Source organism: Mesorhizobium sp. M2A.F.Ca.ET.067.02.1.1 (assembly GCF_004023285.1).
Taxonomy (GTDB): domain Bacteria; phylum Pseudomonadota; class Alphaproteobacteria; order Rhizobiales; family Rhizobiaceae; genus Mesorhizobium.
Genome location: NZ_RZSB01001185.1, coordinates 1 through 1,100, shown reverse-complemented (window position 1 = coordinate 1,100; position 1,100 = coordinate 1). Strand labels below are relative to the sequence as shown.

Annotated in this window: 2 protein-coding genes; both read left to right on the top strand. The window is 61.8% G+C overall.

Translation table 11 applies throughout. The annotated features are described in order from the left end of the window. On the top strand, positions 1–742 hold a 742-nt coding region (locus tag EOA28_RS36590; protein ID WP_148671142.1), incomplete at its 5' end, for a sugar-binding protein. Positions 743–929: 187 nt separating this feature from the next. Continuing rightward, a partial coding sequence (locus EOA28_RS36585; RefSeq protein WP_128315882.1) for an ATP-binding cassette domain-containing protein occupies positions 930–1,100 on the top strand: 171 nt, incomplete at its 3' end.

Below are 1,100 nucleotides of genomic sequence, written 5' to 3'. Positions count from 1 at the left end.
AGACAGCGCCTATGACCGCCTGATCAAGAAGACCCCGAATGTCGACTACTACACCACCTTCGACAATTTCGGCGTCGGCGTGATCCAGGCGAATTCCCTGGTCAAGGGCCTCAAGGAGCGCTTCCCGAACACCAAGCCTTGGAACGTCGAACTCTTCGGCGGCTCGCCGGACGACAACAACGCCTTCTTCTTCTACAACGGCGCCATGTCGGTCCTGCAGCCGCTGATCGATGACGGCTCGATCAAGATCAAGTCCGGCCAGATGGGCATGGACAAGGTTGGCACGCTGCGCTGGCTCGCCGCCACTGCCCAGGCGCGCATGGACAACCTGCTTTCGGCCAACTACTCGGACGGCAGCCGCGTCGATGGCGTTCTGTCGCCATATGACGGCCTTTCGCGCGGCATCACCGCCTCGCTGCGCGCCGTCGGCTACGGCACGGACGCTCAGCCCTGGCCGATCGTGACCGGCCAGGACGCCGAGACCGCCTCGGTCAAGCTGATCATCTCGGGCGAGCAGTATTCGACGGTGTTCAAGGACACCCGCGAGCTGGCCAAGTCGACCGTGGAGCTGGTCGACAAGGTGCTCTCGGGCGGCAAGCCTGAGGGCCTCGACACCAAGACCTACAACAACGATGTCAAGGTCGTTCCCTCGATCCTCCTGACGCCGGTCGAGGTCGACAAGTCGAACTACGAGAAGCTGGTCGTCGACTCCGGCTACATCAAGGCCGAAGAGCTGAAGTAATCCGGCTTGAAAACGAGGGGTCCTGCGCGACCGCAGGGCCCCTTTTCGTTCAGAAGCGACCCCGGTATTGTTTTTGCCGGCTTCTGCAGCGCAGCACGCCGTCACGGTGCGAAGGCAGCCGCAGCATTTTGATTTCGCGCATGGCATTCTCCAATGATGGAAAGCGTGCGCCCAAGGAGCAGACCCGATGGCCTCGACGATTTTGGAGATGCGCGACATCACCAAGACGTTCCCCGGCGTGAAGGCGCTGTCGAACGTCAACCTCAGCGTCGAGGAAGGAGAGATCCACGCCATCGTCGGCGAGAACGGCGCCGGCAAATCGACCTTGATGAAGGTGCTGTCGGGGGTCTATCCGTCC